The sequence below is a fragment of the Tenacibaculum sp. Bg11-29 genome (assembly GCF_002836595.1).
Taxonomy (GTDB): domain Bacteria; phylum Bacteroidota; class Bacteroidia; order Flavobacteriales; family Flavobacteriaceae; genus Polaribacter.
Window position 1 is genome coordinate 842,954 of the sequence record NZ_PJBB01000003.1, and the last position, 22,440, is coordinate 865,393.

Sequence of the window (22,440 nt, forward strand, 5' to 3'; positions counted from 1 at the left end):
TTCAATAAATACACTTAAAACTGTTTTATATTAATTTTTTTAAACAGCTTTTTTTTATCTCTTTTTTCATAAAACTTATCTTGAATCAATTACTTGACCCTACACTCTCTAAACCGATATTTTATATTAATTTTTACCTAATATAATTCTAGAATATATTTAATTAAAGATCTCAAACTTTCACCTTTTAAATGATTAAAAATTTATGACTTACTCATATACATAAAGAAGCCCTAGAGATTAGTCTCTAGGGCTTCTTAAAAAAACAGATCTATTTAATAAACCTACTTCTTTAAAAGCTTAGTTGTCAATACTTTTTGACCATCGTTAACTTCTAAAATATACATTCCTGTATTTAATTTAGATACATTTATACTTGAAGAACCTAAATGACCAGACTGCACAACACTTCCAGTTACATTTACAATCTTATACGTCATCTTAGTTGATTTAGATGCCAACTTAACTTGTACAAAATCTACTGATGGGTTAGGATATGCCATTAAAGCTATACTGTTTTGATTTTTAATAGTTTCTCCCGATACAATTGTTGTTCTTGTATTTACAGCTGTTGCTGCAATATTAACAGTATAATCTTCTACTTCTCCATCTCCTAAATTAGCTTCACAAGAAGTTGCTGCTGCATTGTATTTCATTGAAACACGCATTCTTGTTTGTCCTAAAGTTGCTGTTGATGGAATTACAATATCTGTTATTCTATTTGTTGCACTTGATGAGTTACCTGTAGTAACTTGCTCTCCTGCATCTGTAAAATCTCCATCTTGGTTGTAATCAATCCAAACTGTAAAGTGCTCGTTATATGCTGTTCCTGAAAACCCTGCACTTAAAACTAATTGATTGGTACTTCCTAATGCTACCGTAGCTACTTTTGAAGTGAAATCTCCATATCCTCCATTAGCTACTGTTGTATTGGTCATTCCTCCGAATGCTACATAATCAATCCATTCATAAGTAACTCTACTTCCTTTTGATGCACAATAAGAAACTGCGTTTGATAAAGTTGTTACATTTACTGTATTACTTGACAATGATACATTTCCAACAGCATCTTTTGCTTTTACTGAAAAAGCATAACCTGTTGCAGCTGTTAATCCTGTAACATTCATTGTAGTATTAGCCGTAGACCCAATTTTTGTTGCTCCTTGGTAAACATCATATTCTGTTACTGCTACATTATCTGTAGAAGCTGACCAGCTTAATGTTAAGCTAATTTGTGTTACGCTTGATGCTGAAGCACTACTTGGCGCACTTGGCGCAGTAGTATCTGCTTGTGATGACCCTATTACAACTGTATAATCTTCTACCTCTCCGTACTGAATAGATGCTTCACAGGCTGTTGGTGTTGCATTATATTTTAATACCACACGCATTCTTGTTGCTCCACTTACTGCTGAAGATGGTACTGTGAATGTTCCACTTACTGGCGTTGTTTTTGATTTTGCTTTTGTCCAAACTGTTTCGCCTGCATCTGAAAAATCTCCATCTTGGTTATAATCAATCCAAACTCCATACCCTTCACTATAAACTGTTCCTGTCCATTTTGGCGTAATTGTTATTGTGTTTGAATCCCCTTTTGTTAAATCAGTAGAAATTGAAGTGTAATCTGAATATCCACTTGCTCCTGTTGACGTATTACTTATTGTTCCTAAAACTACTTTTTGAATGTACTCATCATTTACACTTGCTCCTTTTGAAGTACAGTAGCTTATAGTTACCGCTGGCGTAGTAAAGTTTACAGATGCACTATAAGAAGAATTTCCTGATGAACATTTACTTCGTACTTGTACTTCGTATGCTGTTGATGCTGATAACCCACTTAAAGCTTTTGTTGTTGTTGAAACTGCACTTGTTGACCAAGATGAAGTTGAAACTGCTTTATATCTTACATCGTAAGTTGCTCCTGAAACTGCTGACCATTTTACCGAAGCTCCTGTTGCTGTTACTCCTGTTGTTGAAACTCCTGTTGGTACAGTTGCATTACAAACTACTGGTGTACCAAATTTATCAGACAATGCTAAAGCTCTACGAGAACCTCCAGATTCTAAAACAGTACGCATTCTACTTTTTTGACCTACTGTAAATAAGTTCATACATGCATCATCTGAATAATCCATATAATTTTGTACCATATCTACTGTACCACAAGACACATGAGTTGTTTTACAACCTCCATTAGATGCGTCTGATTCTGGAGTATCTGATACAAAGTCATCTACACCACAACCTCCATCACCCCAAATGTGGCGTAAATTTAAAAAATGACCAACTTCATGAGTTGCTGTTCTTCCTTTATCAAAAGGAGCTGACAAGTAAAATCCGGACCCTTTATCTGCACTTCCAAAATATTGAGGACTCATTACAACACCATCAGTTGATGCACTACCTCCCGGAAACTGAGCGTATCCTAAAATACCTCCTCCAATATTACAAACCCACATGTTTAAATATTGAGATGCATCCCATGGATTAACTCCTCCTTGAGAAGATTTTTTCATTGCATCATTCGTACCCCAAGAAGTTTTATTTGAAGATTTTCTTGTAATACCTGTTGTCGGGTTTCCATTAGCATCTATAGTTGCTAATTTAAACTCAATTTGACTATCAGTTGCCTGAGACCATGTATTATCTGCATCTGCATTTGTTCTTCTATAATCTTCATTTAAAACATCAATCTGTGACTGAATTTGTGCTAGACTAATGTTTTCTTGTGAATTTTTATAAATAACATGTACTACTACAGGAATAGTAATAATTTGTCCATTTACTTTACCTTGATAGTTTTTTCTTTCTTGAATTTTTCTTTGAGTAAAACTTTCTATTTGTTCCATTCTTTGTTTTAAAGAAGGATCTTTTGATTCCCTGTATTCGAGATTATTCATCGAATGACAATTTCTTTCTTGCGCAAAAGTTGCGCCAATAAAAATTAAGCATAGAAATGCTAATGTAATTTTGTGTTTCATTTTTGAAGGGTTTATAAAGGTTAACTATTTAATAAAAAATACAATTGACGTATTAAGTTAAAAACTCTTAATTTATTATTAAATAAGCATCAAATATACAAAAAAATATAAATAACAATACCTAAAAACACAATAAGCATACATTTTTGATAATTCAATATTTAACAAACCCGTTATAAACCTAACAAAACGAACTAAACTCTACTAAGTTATTAATCAATTAATTACAATTAGAACTGTTTTATAAAAAGGATTAAAAAATATTAATCGTATTTTTATTGAAATTTTACGCAAATGCTTCAAATTAAAAATTTAGAAATAAGTTTTAAAAAATCACCCTCTGTTATACAAAATGTTTCTTTTAGTATAGAACAAACAGAAATATTAGGTATCGTAGGGGAAAGTGGAAGCGGAAAATCAATAACTTCATTAGCCATTTTGGGACTACTTCCAAAATTTGCCACGATAAAAGGTGAAATTTTGTTTAAACAACAAAATTTGTTAAATTATAATGAAAATGAGTTTCAAAAAATCAGAGGAAGTAAAATCGCTATGATTTTTCAGGAACCCATGAGTTCATTAAACCCTACTTTAACTTGCGGAATTCAAGTTGCTGAAATTTTACAACAGCATACTCTATTATCTAAAAACGAAATAAAAGAAGAAGTACTTTCTCTATTTAATAAAGTAAAACTTCCTAGACCAACTGATATTTACAATTCGTATCCTCATCAAATAAGTGGTGGCCAAAAACAACGGGTTATGATTGCAATGGCTATTGCTTGTAAGCCACAGCTTTTAATTGCTGATGAACCTACAACAGCATTAGATGTAACTGTTCAGAAAGAAATTATATCTCTATTAAAGGAATTACAAGACGAGTATAAAATGGGAATAATTTTTATATCTCATGATTTAGCTCTAGTATCTGAAATTGCAGACAAAGTAATAGTTATGCATAAAGGTAAAGTTATTGAACAAGGTGAAACAAATGAGCTATTTCTTAATCCAAAAGAAAACTATACAAAAGCTCTAATTAATTCGAGACCCAACACCGAAAAACGTTTTAAAGTATTACCAACTGTAACTAATTTCATTAACGATTCTGTAAATACTTGTTTATATACAAATGAAGAACGTAAACAATTTCATCAGAAAATTTATAATAAAACACCATTATTAGAAATTAAGAATTTACATAAAAATTTTATTTCTAATGCTTCTTGGTTTTCTAAATCTACGATTGTAAAAGCAGTAAATAATGTCTCTTTTAAAATTTATGAAGGAGAAACTTTAGGTTTGGTAGGAGAGAGTGGCTGTGGAAAAACAACCTTAAGTAGAACTATTTTACAGTTAGAAAAAGCAACTTCAGGGCAAATAATTTATAAAGGAGTTGACATTCTAAAACTTAAAAAATATTCATTTAAAAAATTACGAAAAGAGATTCAAATTATATTTCAAGATCCTTTTTCTTCACTAAATCCAAGAATTACCGTTGGTAACGCTATTCTCGAACCAATGAAAGTTCACAATATATTGAACTCTTTAAAAGACCGAAAAGAATATGTTTTTAACCTATTAGAAAAAGTAGGTTTAGAAAAAGAACATTTTTATAGGTATCCTCATGAGTTTTCTGGTGGACAGAGACAAAGAATTGGTATTGCCCGTACTGTTGCCTTGCAACCAAAATTGATTATTTGTGATGAATCTGTTTCTGCTTTAGATGTATCTATACAAGCACAAGTATTAAATTTATTAAACCAATTAAAAACAGAATTTAACTTTACCTACATTTTTATTTCTCATGATTTATCTGTCGTAAAATACATGGCCGATCAATTAGTTGTAATGAATAAAGGTAAAATAGAAGAAATTGCTGATGCCGATGAAATTTACAATAACCCGAAGACAAATTATACCAAAACATTAATAGCGGCAATACCTAAAGGCTTGTAACTTTTTTCAATGCTTTATTAATGGTATATTGCAGCGTTAAAAACGAAAAGAAAAATATGAAAATTATAGTTCCAATGGCAGGAATTGGGTCTCGTTTAAGGCCTCATACTTTAACTACCCCAAAACCATTAACAGTAATAGCTGGTAAGCCAATCGTACAACGTTTAGTTGAAGATATTACTTCTGTTGTAAACCAGCCTATAGAAGAAATTGCATTTATAATTGGTACTGCTGCTAAAGGTTTTCCTGCAGATACTAAAGATAAATTAATGAAAATCGCTAAAAGTTTAGGTGCGAAAGGATCTGTATTTGTTCAAGAAGAAGCTTTAGGAACCGCACATGCTATTTACTGTGCTAAAGAATCATTAACAGGATCATGCGTAGTTGCTTTTGCAGATACTTTATTTAAAGCTGATTTTACTTTAGATACAAATGCTGATGGTGCTATTTGGGTAAAACAAGTTGAGGACCCTAGTGCTTTTGGTGTTGTAAAGTTAAATGATGGAATTATTACTGATTTCATTGAAAAGCCAAAAGAGTTTATTTCAGATTTAGCAATTATCGGTATTTATTACTTTAAAGATGGTGATAAACTTCGTGAAGAAATAAAGCATTTAATAGATTATGATATAAGACCTTCTGGTGAATTTCAATTAACTGAGGTTTTAGAATCTTTAAAGCAACAAGGTGCTAAATTTATTCCTGGTAAAGTTGATGCTTGGATGGATTGTGGTAAAAAAGATCCAACTGTTGATACTAACAAACAAGTTTTGGGTTTTGAGCAAGCTGATGGTAACAATTTAGTTGCTAGTGACGTTACATTAGAAAACTCAGAAATTATTCAACCTTGTTATGTTGGAAAAAACGTAGTTTTAAAAAACACTAAAATAGGACCTTATGTTTCAATTGGGAAAAATAGTATTGTTGAAAACTCAACAATTGTAAACTCTTTAATACAAACAAATGTTCATATATCTAACGCAAAGTTAGATAACGCAATGATTGGTAATCATGCAAAATACAATGCTAATCATACATCAGTAAGTATAGGTGATTATACAGATCTTACATAATAAAAAAAAGAGGCAGGAATCAAAAATTAAGATATTAGTATCTTTTTTTTTGATTCTTAATTCTCTTTTAATCTACTCACAAGACAGGGTATCTACCTCTTTAGACCTTAGTGAAGAGAGCAACATAAAGTTTCAAGAATTTTTTTTTAATGCACTCTCACAAAAAGCAATTTTAAATTATAAAAAAGCAATTGAATACTTAGAAGACTGTAATGAAATAAAGCCAAATGATATATCAGTATTCTTTGAACTTGCTAAAAATTATTTAAAACTAAATAGGAGAGTAGAATCTCTAGAATACATTGATTTAGCGTTAAAACAAGATACAAACAACTTATGGCTATTAGAACACAAAGTTGCTGTTTTAAAACGCACAGCCGATTTTAGTAAAGCTATAATCGTTCAAGAAAAAATTGCAAAAAAATACCCAAAGAAAAAACAAGCTTTGGTTTTTTTACATTTACAGAATAGGGATGTTGATGGAGCTAAAAGAGTTCTATCTGAATTAGAAGAAGCTAAATTATTAAATTCTAGATTACGTTTACTTCAAGAAAGAATAAACAAACCGCAGCCTAAAGTTACAAGTTTTGCCGTAAAAGCAGTAAGTACCGATTTTAGAGCAATCTTTGAAAAAGAAAAAAGTTATAAAAATTTACAACGCTTGTTAAAAGAACTGACAATAAGAAGAAGCTATAGAACGTTATTAAAATACAGTGAAGAAGGCTTAACTTTGTTTCCTGCGCAACCTTTTGTTTATTTAATGAATGGTAAAGCACTTAACAAAAATGGGCAATACAGTAAAGCTTTACAGACTTTGCAAAATGGCATTGATTTTGTAATAGATAATAACAAAATCGAAGCAAAATTTTATTTAGAAATAGCAGTCTCTTACAAAGGTTTACACGATGCTCGAAGAGCAAAACTCTTTAAAGATAAAGCTTCCAAAATTCTAAAATAATTTCCTTACCCTATACATACTTTATGAAATACTTTACATTACTTATTATATTGTCTCTTAGTTTTTCTTCATGTAAATCAAGAAAAATTGCATCTAATAACACAACAGTAATTAAAGAAATGTCTGCCAGAAGGGTAGCTAAAAAACATATTTCTTCTAATTTTAATGAAAAAAATATTGATGCTCGTTTAAAAGTAAACTACAAGGATACTAAAGAAAAAGTAGGGTTTTCAGTACGAATGAAAATTAAAAAAGATGAAGTTATTTGGTTAAAAGGAACCAAATTTATTACACTTTTTAAAGCTAAAATTACACCAACAAAAGTTCAATTTTATTCGTCTCTTTATAAAAATTATTTTGATGGAGATTTTACTATGTTGAAGAAATTATTAGGAACCGATATTAATTTTCAACAATTACAAAATATGTTATTAGGTCAATCTTTACTTAATGTAAGATCTCAACGACAAGAAGTAGCTATTTCTAATAAGTCATATCAACTTTCTCCTAAAAAACAATCAGATTTATTTAATATCTTTTTTTACGTAAATCCTCTTCATTATAAACTTAATAAACAATCTATTGTAAATTCAATAAAAAATCAACGTTTAGATATATCATACGGAAAATATTCAAGTAAAAAAGGAGTTTTATTTCCTCAAAGAATTAATATAAATGCTAAACAAAATAAAAAATTTACAAATATTGATATAACCACACGTTCTGTTGAATTTAACACAAAATTGAACGTTGATTTTAAAATGCCTAACGGTTATAAAGAAATTAAATTATAATGAAAAAAATTGTTTTTTATATCTCGTTTTTATTGCTGGTTCTAGTTGGTTTTTCTTCATTTGGTCAAGAAAGAAAAAAATTAGAAAAAAAACATAAAAAAATTAAAAATGAAATTAAGCAGATTAATAACTTATTATTTAAGGCAAAAAAAGAAAAAGGGAATGCTTTAGATGACTTAAAAGATCTAAGTCAAAAAATTAGTGCAAGAGAGCGTTTAATTGAAACGATTAGATTAGAAACGAAGCAATTATCAAAAGAAATACAAGCAAATGAGCAACAGCTTGAAAAGAACAATAGTGAATTAAAAAAACTAAAAAAAGACTATTCTGATATGGTTGTAAAAACCAATAAGAATAGATCTCAACAAAGTAAAACATTGTTTTTACTCTCTTCTGAAAGCTTTTACCAAGCGTATAAGCGTTTAAAATACATGCAGCAATACAATGATTACAGAAAAAAACAAGGAGAGAATATCATTGTAAAATCTACTGAAATTAAAAAATTTAATGATTCATTAATTCAAAAGAGAAAATCTAAAGAAAGTTTAATTTCTGATGAGAAGTCTCAAAAAAAAGAAATAGAATCTGATAAGAAAAATCAAGAAAGTTTAGTTTCTAAAATAAAAAAACAAGAAAAAAAATATAAACGAGATTTACAAAAAAAGATAAAAGAAGATAAACGAATAACTGCACGTATTGATAAACTTATTAGGGCTGTTATTGCAAAGGCTAATAAAGGTAAAAAAACAACTAAGAAAGCATCTTCTGGCTTTGTTTTAAATGCTGCTGAAAAAAAATTATTAGCTAGTTTCGAACAAAACAAAGGTCGTTTACCTTGGCCTGTAAAGGGAATTATTACTAGAAGGTACGGTGTACAACCTCATCCAACATTTTCAGGAATTAAAATTAATAGCCCTGGCTTGCATATTGTTACTAAATCGAATACTGATGCTAAATGTATTTTTAATGGAAAAGTACTAGCTTTACAATCACAGTCTGGAGGTAAAAAATCGGTATTAATACAACACGGTAATTATATTTCGGCATATAATAATCTCGAAAATGTATATGTAAAAAAAGGTGCTATTCTAAAAACTGGTGATAAAGTAGGGAAGGTGTTCACTGATAAAGTTTCTGGTAAAACAAAATTGCTTTTTGTTTTATTTAAAAATACCGCAAAATTAAACCCTGCAAAATGGATACGTACTAATTAATTTAAGTGAATGAAAAACGCTGCAAATTTCATTATAACTATTGTCGCAATAATAACCGCATTGGTTATTGGTAAAGGGATTTTAATTCCTTTTATTTTTGCATTAATTTTTTGGTTTTTAACACGTGAAATACGTAAAACCATCTACAAAATGCCCTTTGCTAAAAAAATCATTCCTTATTGGTTGAGTAATCTTTTTGTTTTTACTTTAATTGTTTTGGGTTTTGGATTTATTTCTGAAATTATTACTAATAGTATTACTGATTTATCTACTTCATATTCAAAATATGAACCTAATATTGGCGCTATTATTAAAAGTTTAGATTCCTATTTTCATATTGATATTATTAAATCGATAAAATCGGTTATAGGAGATTTTGACTATGGTTCTGTTTTGGGAGATATTGCTAACGGAATTAGTAGTTTATTAGGTGACACTTTTATGATTATTATTTATGCTTTATTTATATTTTTAGAAGAAAGTAGCTTTAAAAATAAACTTATTAAAATATTTGAAGGCAAAGAAAATAGCTATGCTAGCATGCAATCTATGTTATCAAAAATAGAGTTTTCTATCTCTAATTATCTTCGTTTAAAGACTTATGTAAGCTTACTTACTGGTATTTTAAGTTATATTGTTTTACTTATAGTTGGTGTAGATAGTGCTCCCTTTTGGGCTTTTTTAATTTTTTTATTAAACTACATACCAACAATTGGTTCATTAATCGCAACCGTTTTTCCTGCTATTTTTAGCTTAATACAGTTTGGTGAATTCACGCCGTTTTTAATAGTTTTAACAGCTGTAGGTTCTGTTCAAGTAATTGTTGGTAACATTATTGAACCTAAATTATTTGGTAAATCTCTAAATCTAAGTCCGCTAGTAACCATATTGTCCCTAGCTGTTTGGGGTAAAATATGGGGTGTTACAGGCATGATTTTAAGTGTACCTATTACTGTAATTATGATTATTATCTTTTCTCAATTTGAAAAAACAAAATCAGTTGCCATCTTTTTATCTGAAAATGGTGATATAGACAAGGTTTAAGATCCTTTTAACTTAAGAACAATGCTTTTAACTCTTTAGCTTCTTTAGGGTCTAATTTACCTGCTAAAACTAAACTTAATTGTTTTCTACGCAAAGCTGCATCATAACGTTTCTTCTCTAATTCTGTTTCTGGAGTAATCTGTGCTATAGGAACTGGTTTACCTGTTTCATCAACAGCTACGAATGTATAAATACCTTCATTTACCATTGTTTTTTCACCTGATTGACGGTCTTCTATCCAAACATCAACATACACCTCCATTGATGATTTAAACGCTCTTGAAACCTTTGCTTCTAAGGTAACAACACTTCCAACTGGAACTGATTTTGTAAAAGCAACATGATTAACAGATGCAGTAACAACAATTCGTCTAGAATGGCGACGTGCCGCAATACTACAAGCTCTATCCATACGAGCTAGTAATTCTCCTCCGAAAAGATTGTCTAAATAATTTGTTTCTCCTGGTAAAACAAGGTCAGTAAGTACTGTTAATGATTCTTTAGGTGTCTTAGCTCTCATCAATTATATCTTTGATGCAAATATATACATAAAGCTAAAAAATAAGTCTTGTAAAATGTGATTATTTAATCAATAACCAAGCATCTTTGTTAACATTTTCCTGAATATCTGCTAGTTCTTTACGCGCTTCTTCTTTAGAAGTGAAACTTGTAAACGTTACTTGAGTTAAACCAAAATCGTTTTCCCCTAAAATTTCAGCATCATAACCTAAGTCTTGTAACTCTGTCAATTTTTTCTCAGCATTTATAACTTCCTGAAAAGCACCTGCTATAATATGAAACTTTTGACCTTCAGTTTTAGTAATATTTAAATTAATTGTTGGTAATGGGTTATCAATAACAAAAGTTGCAGATTGTATTTTTTTAGCTACAGTATTTTCTTGATCTGCTAAAAATTGTTTTTGAGATTGGTTTTGAAAACCATTCCATCCAGCGTAAGCTATTCCTACCAACACGGCTGCTGTAGCTGCGTATTTAAAAAATACAGGTATATTATTTTCTTTTTCTTGAACTCCTATAGGTAATACTTTAACTTCTTGTGTAATCCTTTTTACAGTTGGGCTTTCAACTTCTGCTAACCCAAAAGATGTTGTTAAGAAATTACTTGTACTATTTGGCTGAAAAACAACTTGTTTTGCTTCATTTAAAGATAGGCTTCCCAAAGACGCGACTTTAATTGATATAGTTTCTAAATCACTCTTCCATTCTATAACTTCATTTGCAATAAAAGCAGTTGCTTTTTCAAAAGAAATGTTTTTACTCGATGCAATATAATTAGCCAATAAACCATCGTTGTGATGTAAATACGAATTAAAAGTAATTTGTTTTTTTGGTGGGTAAAATGTATGTGTGTCACTATTCATTTTAGCACCTATTTTATTGGTTACAAAACCTCCAAAACCAGGAACAATTACGCATTCGTATCTGTACAATAAATCGTTTATATAATTGGCTAATGTCATAGTAACAAATATAGTTTTTTTATGAATTAATATGCTCATTACTTTGAAATCTTATCAACAGTTTTTTTGTATATTGATAATCAAATTATTGCCACATGAAAAATGAAAAAAAACTAGCTATTCTACGATTACAAGCTACTAAAAACATCGGTGATTTTTTAGCAAAAAAGTTAATTAATGCCACTGGTAGCGTAGAACAAGTATTTAGAGAAAAAGCTAGTGCGCTGCAAAAAATAAATGGAATTGGTACTCATACGCTAAAACATTTATTTGATACAAAAAATATAAATAGAGCAGAGGAGGAGCTAAATTATATAGACAAAAATAATATAGAATTTTCTTATTTTTTAGATGCTGATTATCCGTATAATTTAAAGCATTGTATTGATGCTCCTATCTTATTTTTTAATGACGGAAATATAAACCTCAACAATCAAAAAATTATATCAATAGTTGGTACTAGAAAAATAACTTCTTATGGTCGTGATTTTTGTAATCAGCTTATTGAAGACTTATCTAAATACAATCCAATAATTGTAAGCGGTTTTGCATACGGAGTAGATATTTGTGCTCATAAAACAGCTATTAAAAATAATTTACAAACCATTGCCGTATTAGCGCACGGATTAGAACAAATGTACCCAAAAACACATAAAAAGTATTGTACTGAGATAACAAAAAATGGTGGATTTATCACTGAATTTTGGCATGAAGAACAACCACTTCGTGAAAATTTTTTAAAACGGAATCGTATTGTTGCTGGTTTATCTAAAGCTACAATTATTATTGAATCTGCAGAAAAAGGAGGTTCATTGGTAACTGCCGATATTGCGAATTCTTATAATCGTGATGTTTTTGCTGTGCCAGGAAGAACCAATGATACTTATAGCAAAGGCTGTAATACTATTATTAAAAATAATCAGGCACATTTATTAACCTCATCTGACGACATTGTAAAAATGCTTAATTGGGACTTACAAGCTTCTAAAAAACCTACCGTAATACAAAAGGAATTGTTTGTTACCCTAACCAATACTGAACAAAAGGTTTATGATTATTTAGTCAAAAATGGAAAACAGTTGTTAGATATTATCGCGTTTAAATGCGACATCCCAGTGTATAAACTGTCTTCTTTATTACTTAAAATGGAACTTAAAGGTGTTATAAAACCTTTACCTGGAAAATTATTTGAGGTTTAATCTAAAACTATAGAAAACACATGCATTACACTTACCTTTTTTCCATCTTTTGTGGCGGGTAATAATTGTGGTAATTTTTTTAAAACATCTTTTACATGTGTTTTTATTTTTTCATGAGGTGCTCTTACTTCTACTTTTGAAATCATTCCTCTAGCATTTATAGATATACGAACATATAACTTTTTAGCTCCTTTTAATAAACTTAAACTTTCATGAATCTTGCTATCATAATTATCTTTTAAAAATTGTTTTATTCTCTTATCAAAAACATTTATTAAGTTTTCTTTTGGCAAATTTTCATCTTGTAAGAAGATTGGAGGGTAATTAACTTCTCTTGAATAAAAAAAAGTCTTTATACTTTCGTATTCAAGATCAGAATTATCACGAATGCCTCCTCTAATGACATCTTCAGGTTCAATAACTTCCATTTCAGGAACTTCAATAATTGTATCAATATTAAAAGGCTCTTCTAATACTGTTTCTATTACCGTAATACCTTCTACAGAAGGTAGTGGTGGAATTTTAAGTTCTTTTTTCACAGAATCTTTCTTTAAAACTGGTATAACAAACCCATCTAATTCAATATCTGTAATATCTTCTATTATTATAATAGAATCAATAATTTCAACTTTATCAATTTTTTGAACTTTACCAGTATTTGTTGTACAACTAAACAATGTAGTTCCCATAGCAAAAATTAAAGCTAATAAAAATATTTTTTGAAATGATAAAGATTGATTAAAAGTAGTTTCTGGTAATTGAATTACAATACTATCTAACTGTTTTTTATAGAAATGCCCACAAACGCGTTTGCCTTTATTTTCAATAAGATAATCTTTAATTTGACTAGTAGATTTTGTTGTAAAATCTACTACGGTTTTTGCGCATAGCTTACAAAATTTACCCTTTTCATTAGGTGTCATTTTATCCCAACTTTCATTACATGGTTTTGGAATTGTCAACTTAAAATTATTCATAGCAGTAATTTTCTTAAATAATTAACAAAAATTATTCCAAATAAATTAAATTAGCTTTCATACAAAAAGTTTATAGATGTCTTCAGAAGAAAAATTAATGTCTCAAAAAAAACCTGCTTTTCCTGTAAATAAAAAGCTTTCTTTTTATTTAAAAAGGCACAGTAGAACTATTCAAATACCTATTTTTTATGACGACTTATTACGTTTTCAAGGAGCTGTATCGGTTTTTGATAAACATGATAATGATACCTTATGGGTACGTGTTTATTATAATGAATTTGAACAAGAAGAAATAGATTTAAGCTTAAAGAAAGTATATAACATTTTATATTCAAATGGTTCAGATGCTAGTATTAAACATTTAAATATTGATGCTATTGACTTTTGTACCTTCGGAAACTCTCAGCCTTTTAGAATAAAGGTTCGTAATATTTTAAATGACAATTACACCTATTTTTATGTTAAGAAAACTGATTCTTCTCGTATATATGGTTTAGAGTTAGAAGACATTTTATCACCTTATAACTTAAATTTTCTTGTATATAAAAACACCTTGATAGAAGAACATATTTCAGGTATTCCTGGCGATATATTCATTAAAGATTATTTAGATGATTGCTTAGATGTTGAAAAAGCACAAATAGCTAAAGAGTTCGTAAAGTTTAATGAACGTTGTATGATTCGTTTACTAGGTGATATGCGTTCGTATAATTATGTGATTATACCTACACATGATTTTGAAAATGTAGTGTATAAGATTAGACCTATAGATTTTGACCAACAATGTTTTGAAGGAAAGTTTAAAGTTTATTATCCGCAATTTTTTAAAGAAAATTTAAAAATGGTACAGCTTGTTAGCAGTAAACTTACTTCAGAATCGATAGAACAATATAAGTTAGAAGAACGATCAATAGTCTCTAAACGAATTTTAGGGTCACGTTCACGATTAAATCGTTTACTTACCGCAATGAAATCTGATAATATTTCAACTCCCGAAAAAATTAAACAATTAAAAGCTGAAATTTTTGAATTTACAGGAGATATTAACTTTAGAGATAGTGATGGGATGGGAGAGATACTACATAGTGCATTATCTTTTGTTTTGAGAAATTACGAAGATGTAAGTATGAAAAGCATTATACAACAACAGCAAAAAATATATTAATTTTTCTTACTTCTAATGCTCTCAATAATTACCGTTGCTAAAATTAAACTTCCACCTACAAAAGTATTCCATGTAGGTATTTCATTTAAAAAAATAAACGCTAGAACAATACCAAATATTGGTTGAACACTACTTATAATACTTGCTGTAGATACTGAGAAAAACTGTAATGAATGAACCATTAAACTATGGCCTATTGCTGTTGTTAACAACGCCAACAACAATACATACGGGTATTGACTTTCAAAGCCAGAAACATCCATAATAAACAATACAGGAAGCAAACAAATTGTAATAATTAATGTTTGATAAAACATAAGCATTCCACCATCATATTGCGCTACATATTGTTTTAAAATTAAAATTCTAATCGAATAACATAAAGCAGAGAATAAGCCAAATAAAATTCCTTGAACATTAGCGCTTTCTAAATTAAACTCAGGAGCTAAAATATAAACTCCTAACAAAACCATACATCCTAAAACAATATACATAGGATTGAATTTTATTTTTAAAAATAAAGGTTCTAAAAAAGCAATCATTACCGGAAATGTATATAACGATAACATTCCTATAGCAACATTAGAGCGCTTAAGTGCATAAAAATAGGTAACCCAATGAATTGCCATAAAAATTCCGCTAATAATAAACGGAACAATATGTTTATTCGATTTTATTTTTAAATCAACTTTTTTTAATCTACAAAAAACATATAAAAACACCATTGCGAATACAGATCGAAACCAAATAATAACCTCTGATGGCATGGCTATATATTTACCTAAAACTCCCGAAGTACTAATAAAAAAAGTAGCTAATAATAAGCCTGATAAATTTTTAATATGATTGCTTTGCATTGTTATTTTTTCTTTCTTTTAAAATACATTGTAACAAATATGTAAAATATACTCGGAATTCCTATCCAAATTAACTCACTTAACAATACGTTGATCCCTCTTTCGCTAAAAAAACGTTCAACTCCAATAGGAGAAACTTTAATAGGTCTCCATGGAAAAAAATAACGTGTGGTATCGAAAGGTGAGAAAAAAGCAACCCCTAAACCTCCTGTTGTTAATGCATCTAAAATTGCATGAGATGCTGTGCATAATGTAAAATAGCATATGAGCAACAAGCCTTTTTTTGTAGCTAAGATCTTCCTGTAAAAAATTACTGTAATTAAAACACCTAAAATTAAAGCAAAAAGTAATGAATGAGAAAAACCACGATGTCCCCAAAAACTTTCATATTTAATTCCGAAACTGAAACCAATTACATCTGCATCTGGTAATATCGCACAAATAATACCTAGTAAAATAAATTTCCAATTTACAATTGTTTTAGAAAAACCTTTTCCTAATGCAAAAGCAGCTAATGCATGTCCAAATATTGATGCCATTTTTTATTTCTAATTATTGAGGAAATAAAATAATTTGTATTCCATTTTCAAGTTACTTCCCTAATATTTATTTTTCACTATCTAATAAACCGAATTTGGTTAATAATTGTGCACCATAATTGTTAAAATTTTGTGCAGTCATTCGCATATAACCCTCTTCAATAGATCTAATATTACTAATATTATCAAGAGCGTTCGTTTTGTGCTCAAAACTTAAACTCTCATCATCGGGTAATGTTATATTAAATTTATAATTAATAGCAACACCTATTAAAAAAGAAATGAATTTGTTTTTAGGTTCTGTAGTATTGTATGTCCAAATAACAGGAACATGTTCATCTCCTTTATAAAAAGGTTTTTCTTGATTTTTAATTTCGTAATCTATGTTTATTCGTATTGGGTGTTTATAGTCATATCTAGTATTTATTTTTATAAAATTATGGCTTAATATGTTTTCAAAACCATTTTCTATAGCTCCACTTACAATACTTTCATAACCTCTTATATTACCTTGTGAATAATTTTTTTTAATGTCTACAATATTATCAGAAACATTTCTACCAGCATGACTAAAGGTTATCTCGTCTAATATTTTTATAATACCTGGTTTATATTCTCTATAATTTTTTACATCTACATCTCCTGATAAACTTAATGATATAGTTGATAAGTTTAACTTTTTCATGTGTATTAAAAGTTTCTTAAAAAAAACAACTGCTTTTGGATCTAGGCCTTTTTTAGTTTTAATCTTTTCATCATAGTTTTTTATTTCAAAATCCCACAAATCGTTATTAATTTTTAGAACCTCTTCTTTCTTATTACTTTTTGGATATTCTTTTAAAAACACTCTTACTAATTCTATATCTTTAGCAACATCAAGTTCTATAAACCTTACCTCTTCAGTATATGAACTAATTCTATATTTGTTTAAAAATGCTCTGATTAAATTTATATCTCTTGTAATATCGAGCTCTATAAATTTAACATCTTCGGTGTAAAAACCATTAGGATAATTTTCATAATAACTAATACAAGATTCTGAAGTTTTTAACTCTTTAACATTTTGATAAGTTAAATAATCTCTAACAAAAAACAAATAAACAACTAAAAGGACGGAAGCAGCTATTAATAAATAATACTTTGGGTGTGAAAATTTACCATTATACTCAATAGTTTTGCCACATCTTGTACAGTGAAAGTGTATTTTTTTGTACTTAGGAATCCTCATTCGATGGGCACAATTAGGGCAATTATATTCTTTTTTCTTTATCTTTTTCATAATTATTTTAAGGTATGAATTACAATCTATATTTTTTGCAATACTTTTAAAGCTGTATTTACACTATCAATTCTAATAAAAGTAATTAATAGACGTAATCCATTTTTGGTTTTCTTCTCTTTCATTACACAGCTTTTTGAATTATGCTGCACGTACTTTAACATTTTTGTAAATCCTTCTGTTTGATAAAAACCACTTTGTTGATCAGATACAAAGTATCCAATCATACGCTTTTGTTTTAAAATAATTTTTTCTAAACCTAATTCTTTTGCAAACCATTTAATACGAACACTATCTAATAAATCTTGAACTTGTGTTGGGTATTCTCCAAAGCGATCGGTAATTTGGTTCTCAAATTCAACCAACTCTTCTTCTTTGGTTAAACTACCTAATTTATTATACAAACTCAATCGCTCTGTTACCGAATTTACATAATCATCAGGAAATAGAATTTCAAAATCAGTATCAATTTGTACCTCTTTTACATATTCCTTCGGTATGTTTTCATCAACTGGATACAGGTCTTTAAACTCGTTTTCTTTTAGTTCTTCAATCGCTTCTTCAAGTATTTTTTGATAAGCATCAAACCCAATATCGTTAATAAATCCGCTTTGTTCACCTCCTAATAAATCTCCAGCACCACGAATTTCCAAATCTTTCATGGCTATATTTAATCCGCTTCCTAATTCAGAAAATAATACTAACGCTTCAATACGTTTACGAGCATCATCAGTCATCATATGAAATGCTGGCGTAATAAAATAACAAAAAGCTTTTTTATTAGAACGTCCTACACGACCACGCATTTGGTGCAAGTCAGATAATCCGAAGTTATTAGCATTGTTTATAAAAATAGTATTGGCATTAGGTACATCTAATCCGCTTTCAATAATGGTTGTTGATACCAATACATCAAATTCACCATTCATAAAAGCGAGCATTAAATCCTCTAGCTTTTTACCCTCCATTTGCCCATGACCTATGCCCACTTTAGCACTTGGTACTAAACGCTGTAATAAACCTGCTACTTCTTTAATATTTTCTATTCTATTATGAATAAAAAACACTTGACCTCCACGGGAAATTTCATACGAAATAGCATCCCGAATAATTTCTTCACCAAAACGAATTACATTGGTCTCAATAGGATGACGATTTGGTGGCGCTGTTTTTATAACCGATAAATCACGTGCTGCCATTAAACTAAACTGTAACGTTCTTGGTATAGGCGTTGCCGTTAACGTTAGTGTATCAACATTTTCTTTAATGGTTTTTAGTTTGTCTTTTACAGCAACTCCAAATTTTTGCTCTTCATCAATAACTAACAATCCTAAATCTTTAAACTGTAATTTTTTATTAGTTAATTGATGTGTTCCTATTACAATATCAACACTTCCATCAGAAACACCTTCTAAAACGGCATTACGCTGTTTTGTAGTTCTAAAACGGTTTAGGTAATCTATTGTAACCGGAAAGTCTTTTAAGCGCTCTGTGAAGGTTTTAAAGTGCTGAAATGCTAAAATAGTTGTTGGTACTAAAACAGCTACTTGTTTTCCATTATCAACTGCTTTAAAAGCTGCACGAATAGCAACTTCTGTTTTACCGAAACCAACGTCTCCACACACCAAACGATCCATCGGTTGTGGTTTTTCCATATCAACTTTTACATCTTGGGTTGATGAAAACTGATCTGGTGTATCTTCATATATAAAACTTGCTTCTAACTCGTGCTGCATGTGCGTATCGGGTCCGAAGGCATATCCTTTTTGTAATTTTCGTTTTGCGTAAAGTTGAATTAAATTAAAAGCAATATGCTTAACTCTTGCTTTGGTTTTCTGTTTTACTTTCTTCCAAGCATCTGAGCCTAATTTATATATTTTAGGTGGTTTACCATCTTTACCATTAAACTTAGATATTTTATGTAATGAGTGAATGCTAACATATAAAATGTCACGATCGCCATAAATAAGTTTAATAGCTTCTTGTTTCTTTCCTTCTACATCAATCTTTTGCAATCCTGCAAACTTTCCAATTCCGTGATCGATATGTGTTACATAATCACCAATTTCTAACTTTGTTAGTTCTTGTAATGTAATGGACTGCTTTTTCTCATATCCGTTTTTTAAGCGAAATTTATAATAACGTTCAAATATTTGATGATCGGTATAACAAACAATCTTATTTTCTAAATCTACAAACCCTTGATATAATGGAAATACAATTGTTTCATAGGAAACGTCTTGCTCGTTATCATCAAAAATATCATGAAAACGTTGTGCTTGTTTATCGTTAGAACAGAAAATATAATTAATAAATCCTTTTGCTGAAAATTCGTTAAAATTCTGAATTAATAATTCAAATTTTTTATTAAAAGAAGGCTGTGGATGGGTATTAAAAACTATTTCCGAAAGACCACTCGACTCCGCTCGTGCAGACATTTTTACTAAGGTAAACTCTTGTAATTCTTTTTTAATTAAAGTACCATCACAAAATAATTCTGTTGGTTTGGAATGCTTAACTTCAGTAGATAATTCGTTAAACGAAAGTTCAGCCTTTCTAAAAAACTTATCTAAATTCTCAGTAAGAATCTGCGTATTTTTTACGAAAATTGTTGTTTTTGATGAAATATATTTTAAAAAGCTTTCTCTATTTTCTTGTAGCGTTTTGTTTTCTACATTAGGCATGATGCTTACTTTTTGCTGTTTTTCTCGAGAAAGCTGTGTCTCTACATCAAAGGTTCGAATACTATCTACCTCATCACCAAAAAATTCCATACGATATGGTTCATCGTTTGAAAATGAAAATACATCTATAATTCCACCACGAACAGAAAACTCACCTGGTTCGGTAACAAAGTCTACACGATTAAAATTATATTCAAATAATACTTCGTTTATAAAATCTGGAGATACATTTTCACCAACCGTAATTTTTAGCGTGTTCTTTTCTAATTCTTTTTTGGTAACTACTTTTTCAAATAGGGCAGTAGGGTAGGTAACAATTATAGCTGGTTTCTTTCTTGAATTAATACGATTTAAAACTTCAGATCGTAACAATACATTGGCGTTATCAGTTTCATCTATCTGGTAAGGTCTTCGGTAAGAACCTGGATAAAACAATACATTTTTATCACTTAATAACTGTTCTAAATCGTTTAAATAATACGCAGCTTCTTCCTTATCATTAAAAATTAACAAAAAGGGTTTGTCAGCTTTTTTAAAACTTTCAGAAATAACAAAAGACAACGAAGAACCAACCAAATTCGTTATTTGAAAATGGTGTTGTTCTTGTTGAAGTTCACTTACAATCTGGTTTACGTTACCCGATTGTTGGTAATGATTTACAATAGTTTGCTTACTCAACCTAAAAAAATTTACGCAAATATACGAGTATTATTTTTTGGTTTTTAACCTTTATTATAAAGCTAATTTAATATTAGCTTCTCTAATTTTTTTGTTCTTTTTATTCAAAAAACTGAATATTAAAAAAGGTTTTAAATTTTCTCTAGACGCTATTTTATTGATAAGTTGTAAGTACTCTTTTTAGCATTGCTATTTGTCCGTTATGCCAACTTTGGTGTTGCGATAACCATAATAACGCGTCATACTTTATTTTTACTGCAGGATTTGGCACTGCTGTTTCTTTTTGCAAGTCTTTTGCTCTTAAATTTTTAAGCCCTTTTAAAATTAAAACGAATGTTAAATCATAAATTTCTAATAACTCTTCGCTTGATGGTTTTTCACTTTTAAAGTTATTTGGGTTTGATTTTGGACCGTAAAATTTAATATAATCAACTACATTTACTTTGTTTTTAAACTCTTCATTTGCTCCTGATATTGATGCAATTCCATGCAAGTAATTCGCTAAAATAATATGACCTATTTGCCAATTTAAATTTGATTCTATAACATTAGGTGTTACGAACCATTTTTCAACAGGAATATCAGTAATTAATTTTAATGTTTTTTCTTTTGCTAGAAGAATTTGATTTTTTATCGTTTTCATTCTTTTTTTTGTTTAATGATACTGAGGTATTAAAGTAAACGTTTTTAAGTTATATATCAAAACGCATAGCAATTGATATTATTTTTTTTCTTTATAGTGGTCTAAACGATATTTTAACTTTAATATTCCTTCAATTTTTTTAGAAATTTCTTTTAATGTGACTTCTGTTTCTTCAATTATTTCATCTAATTCTTCATCAACTTGTATATGGTGTTCATTTAATTCTGAATACACTCCTTTTAATTTAGCTTCAGCAATCTGTAGTCGTTGCTTTATGTTTGCTGTTCTATCAATATCTTTCGGAGATACAATGCCTAATACGTATAAACCATAAAATAAAATTATTATAAAAATACAACTAACTATTATGAATACGGCTAAAATTGATACTGCTATATCACTAGTACCTTCATCAAATTCTTCACCTGCATCATTAAAATAGGCTTCTTTACAATGATTTTTACCATCTATTGGATAAAAACTAAAGTTTATAATATTTCTGAATGTTCGCCATCTTAAAGGAATCTTTGCTGATTCATAATATCTTTCTGTATAATACCCAACTCGTGATGATATTGTATTATCAGGATTACCCCCAGCAATTACATTCCCTAGTTGATCTATCGCTATGAAAAAATTTGTAAGAAAATTCATGTTTTTTATTTCAATACTACTACCGTTTAGTGAAAATGCACTTTTACGAGGTGTTAAACTTAGTTATTTTTGTTTATAAATTCAGTTACCAACTTATTAAATACTAATGATTTATCAATGTTAGCACAATGCCCTAAATTATCAATCGTATAATACTCGCTGTTTTTTAAACAAGCATGCCATTCTTTTGCTATTTTCTTCGCTAATTCAATACAGTATTCTCCTGTTAGGATTAAAGTTCGATACCGCAGAGTAATGTTCTCT

The 22,440-nt window shown here is 29.3% G+C and carries 18 protein-coding genes; 8 read left to right on the forward strand and 10 right to left on the reverse strand.

The window, feature by feature from the left end; translation table 11 throughout:
• Window positions 1-284: 284 nt before the first annotated feature.
• The gene (locus CXF68_RS03800; RefSeq protein WP_101043039.1) at window positions 285-2,981 is read right to left on the reverse strand and encodes a GEVED domain-containing protein; all 2,697 of its coding nucleotides are present in this window, start codon (window positions 2,979-2,981) and stop codon (window positions 285-287) included.
• A 294-nt stretch (window positions 2,982-3,275) separates the two neighbouring features.
• On the opposite strand from CXF68_RS03800, the gene CXF68_RS03805 reads away from it, so the two are divergent.
• The 6 genes from CXF68_RS03805 to CXF68_RS03830 are packed head-to-tail and all read left to right on the forward strand — an operon-like array spanning window position 3,276 to window position 10,020.
• Window positions 3,276-4,937, forward strand: a complete 1,662-nt coding sequence (locus tag CXF68_RS03805) for an ABC transporter ATP-binding protein (protein ID WP_101043040.1) — start codon at window positions 3,276-3,278, stop codon at window positions 4,935-4,937.
• Between the two features lie 56 nt (window positions 4,938-4,993).
• Window positions 4,994-6,010, forward strand: a complete 1,017-nt coding sequence (locus CXF68_RS03810; RefSeq protein ID WP_101043041.1) for a sugar phosphate nucleotidyltransferase — start codon at window positions 4,994-4,996, stop codon at window positions 6,008-6,010.
• Between the two features lie 49 nt (window positions 6,011-6,059).
• Window positions 6,060-6,968 (forward strand): lipopolysaccharide assembly protein LapB, encoded by a 909-nt coding sequence (locus CXF68_RS03815; protein WP_101043042.1) that lies wholly within the window; start codon window positions 6,060-6,062, stop codon window positions 6,966-6,968.
• Window positions 6,969-6,991: 23 nt separating this feature from the next.
• Window positions 6,992-7,762, forward strand: a complete 771-nt coding sequence (locus tag CXF68_RS03820; RefSeq protein ID WP_101043043.1) for a DUF4292 domain-containing protein — start codon at window positions 6,992-6,994, stop codon at window positions 7,760-7,762.
• Window positions 7,762-8,976, forward strand: a complete 1,215-nt coding sequence (locus CXF68_RS03825; RefSeq protein ID WP_101043044.1) for a murein hydrolase activator EnvC — start codon at window positions 7,762-7,764, stop codon at window positions 8,974-8,976. The genes CXF68_RS03820 and CXF68_RS03825 overlap by 1 nt, the downstream gene beginning before the upstream one ends.
• A gap of 9 nt (window positions 8,977-8,985) precedes the next feature.
• Window positions 8,986-10,020 (forward strand): AI-2E family transporter, encoded by a 1,035-nt coding sequence (locus CXF68_RS03830; RefSeq protein WP_101043045.1) that lies wholly within the window; start codon window positions 8,986-8,988, stop codon window positions 10,018-10,020.
• A gap of 7 nt (window positions 10,021-10,027) precedes the next feature.
• Here CXF68_RS03830 and CXF68_RS03835 read toward each other — a convergent pair whose 3' ends face one another.
• On the reverse strand, window positions 10,028-10,540 hold the full coding sequence (locus CXF68_RS03835; protein WP_101043046.1) for an acyl-CoA thioesterase: 513 nt from the start codon (window positions 10,538-10,540) through the stop codon (window positions 10,028-10,030).
• Window positions 10,541-10,601: 61 nt separating this feature from the next.
• Window positions 10,602-11,540, reverse strand: coding sequence for an SPOR domain-containing protein (locus CXF68_RS03840; RefSeq protein WP_232771604.1), 939 nt, complete (start codon window positions 11,538-11,540; stop codon window positions 10,602-10,604).
• A gap of 56 nt (window positions 11,541-11,596) precedes the next feature.
• Here CXF68_RS03840 and dprA point away from each other — a divergent pair, with 56 nt between their 5' ends.
• The gene (dprA, locus tag CXF68_RS03845; protein ID WP_101043048.1) at window positions 11,597-12,700 is read left to right on the forward strand and encodes a DNA-processing protein DprA; all 1,104 of its coding nucleotides are present in this window, start codon (window positions 11,597-11,599) and stop codon (window positions 12,698-12,700) included.
• On the opposite strand, the gene CXF68_RS03850 is transcribed toward dprA, so the two are convergent.
• Window positions 12,697-13,677, reverse strand: a complete 981-nt coding sequence (locus CXF68_RS03850; protein WP_101043049.1) for a hypothetical protein — start codon at window positions 13,675-13,677, stop codon at window positions 12,697-12,699. The two genes, dprA and CXF68_RS03850, sit on opposite strands and share 4 nt — an antisense overlap.
• Before the next feature lie 76 nt (window positions 13,678-13,753).
• Between CXF68_RS03850 and CXF68_RS03855 the strand changes: the two genes are divergently transcribed.
• On the forward strand, window positions 13,754-14,842 hold the full coding sequence (locus tag CXF68_RS03855; RefSeq protein ID WP_101043050.1) for a hypothetical protein: 1,089 nt from the start codon (window positions 13,754-13,756) through the stop codon (window positions 14,840-14,842).
• Here the strand turns inward: CXF68_RS03855 and CXF68_RS03860 are convergent.
• The 6 genes from CXF68_RS03860 to CXF68_RS03885 form a co-directional block, all read right to left on the reverse strand.
• Entirely contained in the window at window positions 14,839-15,699 is an 861-nt protein-coding gene (locus tag CXF68_RS03860) for a DMT family transporter (RefSeq protein ID WP_101043051.1), read from the reverse strand. The two genes, CXF68_RS03855 and CXF68_RS03860, sit on opposite strands and share 4 nt — an antisense overlap.
• A gap of 2 nt (window positions 15,700-15,701) precedes the next feature.
• On the reverse strand, window positions 15,702-16,238 hold the full coding sequence (locus CXF68_RS03865; RefSeq protein WP_101043052.1) for a metal-dependent hydrolase: 537 nt from the start codon (window positions 16,236-16,238) through the stop codon (window positions 15,702-15,704).
• A gap of 67 nt (window positions 16,239-16,305) precedes the next feature.
• A complete protein-coding gene (locus CXF68_RS03870) occupies window positions 16,306-17,517 on the reverse strand; it encodes a hypothetical protein (protein ID WP_157821846.1) in 1,212 nt (403 codons plus the stop codon).
• Between the two features lie 26 nt (window positions 17,518-17,543).
• A complete protein-coding gene (mfd, locus tag CXF68_RS03875) occupies window positions 17,544-20,879 on the reverse strand; it encodes a transcription-repair coupling factor (RefSeq protein ID WP_101043054.1) in 3,336 nt (1,111 codons plus the stop codon).
• A gap of 154 nt (window positions 20,880-21,033) precedes the next feature.
• A complete protein-coding gene (locus CXF68_RS03880) occupies window positions 21,034-21,522 on the reverse strand; it encodes a DinB family protein (protein WP_101043055.1) in 489 nt (162 codons plus the stop codon).
• A 78-nt stretch (window positions 21,523-21,600) separates the two neighbouring features.
• On the reverse strand, window positions 21,601-22,176 hold the full coding sequence (locus CXF68_RS03885; protein ID WP_101043056.1) for a hypothetical protein: 576 nt from the start codon (window positions 22,174-22,176) through the stop codon (window positions 21,601-21,603).
• Window positions 22,177-22,440 lie beyond the last annotated feature (264 nt).

What these genes read in the sequence shown, in the direction of transcription:
- CXF68_RS03800 (WP_101043039.1), bottom strand. Translation starts at nt 2,981, where the DNA reads ATGAAACACAAAATTACATTAGCATTTCTATGCTTAATTTTTATTGGC.
- CXF68_RS03805 (WP_101043040.1), top strand. Translation starts at nt 3,276, where the DNA reads ATGCTTCAAATTAAAAATTTAGAAATAAGTTTTAAAAAATCACCCTCT.
- CXF68_RS03810 (WP_101043041.1), top strand. Translation starts at nt 4,994, where the DNA reads ATGAAAATTATAGTTCCAATGGCAGGAATTGGGTCTCGTTTAAGGCCT.
- CXF68_RS03820 (WP_101043043.1), top strand. Translation starts at nt 6,992, where the DNA reads ATGAAATACTTTACATTACTTATTATATTGTCTCTTAGTTTTTCTTCA.
- CXF68_RS03825 (WP_101043044.1), top strand. Translation starts at nt 7,762, where the DNA reads ATGAAAAAAATTGTTTTTTATATCTCGTTTTTATTGCTGGTTCTAGTT.
- CXF68_RS03830 (WP_101043045.1), top strand. Translation starts at nt 8,986, where the DNA reads ATGAAAAACGCTGCAAATTTCATTATAACTATTGTCGCAATAATAACC.
- CXF68_RS03835 (WP_101043046.1), bottom strand. Translation starts at nt 10,540, where the DNA reads ATGAGAGCTAAGACACCTAAAGAATCATTAACAGTACTTACTGACCTT.
- CXF68_RS03840 (WP_232771604.1), bottom strand. Translation starts at nt 11,540, where the DNA reads ATGAGCATATTAATTCATAAAAAAACTATATTTGTTACTATGACATTA.
- dprA (WP_101043048.1), top strand. Translation starts at nt 11,597, where the DNA reads ATGAAAAATGAAAAAAAACTAGCTATTCTACGATTACAAGCTACTAAA.
- CXF68_RS03850 (WP_101043049.1), bottom strand. Translation starts at nt 13,677, where the DNA reads ATGAATAATTTTAAGTTGACAATTCCAAAACCATGTAATGAAAGTTGG.
- CXF68_RS03855 (WP_101043050.1), top strand. Translation starts at nt 13,754, where the DNA reads ATGTCTTCAGAAGAAAAATTAATGTCTCAAAAAAAACCTGCTTTTCCT.
- CXF68_RS03860 (WP_101043051.1), bottom strand. Translation starts at nt 15,699, where the DNA reads ATGCAAAGCAATCATATTAAAAATTTATCAGGCTTATTATTAGCTACT.
- CXF68_RS03865 (WP_101043052.1), bottom strand. Translation starts at nt 16,238, where the DNA reads ATGGCATCAATATTTGGACATGCATTAGCTGCTTTTGCATTAGGAAAA.
- CXF68_RS03870 (WP_157821846.1), bottom strand. Translation starts at nt 17,517, where the DNA reads ATGAAAAAGATAAAGAAAAAAGAATATAATTGCCCTAATTGTGCCCAT.
- CXF68_RS03880 (WP_101043055.1), bottom strand. Translation starts at nt 21,522, where the DNA reads ATGAAAACGATAAAAAATCAAATTCTTCTAGCAAAAGAAAAAACATTA.
- CXF68_RS03885 (WP_101043056.1), bottom strand. Translation starts at nt 22,176, where the DNA reads ATGAATTTTCTTACAAATTTTTTCATAGCGATAGATCAACTAGGGAAT.